Consider the following 578-nt stretch of genomic DNA (forward strand, 5'->3'; position numbering starts at 1 on the left):
CCGCCGGCTGGCGTCCCTCGGTGCCCGCGCCGTGCCGGACGGCACCACGCTGGCCGTCGGCGACTACCGCCGGGTTCCGGACGTGCCCCGCCGCACGCTGGTGCTCGGTGGCGCCAGGTCCGGCAAGTCCGGGGAGGCGGAACGGCGGCTGGCGGCGTTCCCCGACGTGCTGTACGTGGCGACCGGTGGCGACCGGCACGGCGACCGGGAGTGGGCGGAGCGCGTCAGCGCGCACCGCGAGCGGCGGCCACCCGGTTGGCGTACCGCGGAGACCTGCGATCTGGTGCCGCTGCTCGCCGACTCCGACGGGCCGCCGATGCTGGTCGACTGCCTTGCCCTGTGGCTGACCGACGCCATGGACGCGGTGGACGCCTGGTCGGACGAGGTGTGGGCGAACGGCGGCGCCCGCAAGCTCGCGGCGCGGACCGGCGAGCTGGTCGCCGCGGTGCGGGAGACCCGGCGCACGGTGGTCGCGGTCAGCAACGAGGTCGGCTCCGGTGTGGTGCCGGCCTCCGCGGCGGGTCGCCGGTTCCGCGACGAGCTGGGCCGGCTGAACGCGGCCGTCGCGGCGGAGTGCG

At 77.5% G+C, this 578-nt stretch carries 1 protein-coding gene; it reads left to right on the forward strand.

Translation table 11 applies throughout. The features are described from left to right. The coding region (locus ACYVE9_RS30275; protein WP_461031050.1) for a bifunctional adenosylcobinamide kinase/adenosylcobinamide-phosphate guanylyltransferase at positions 1-578 on the forward strand (578 nt) is incomplete at both ends.

The sequence above is a fragment of the Streptomyces sparsus genome (genome assembly GCF_054776295.1).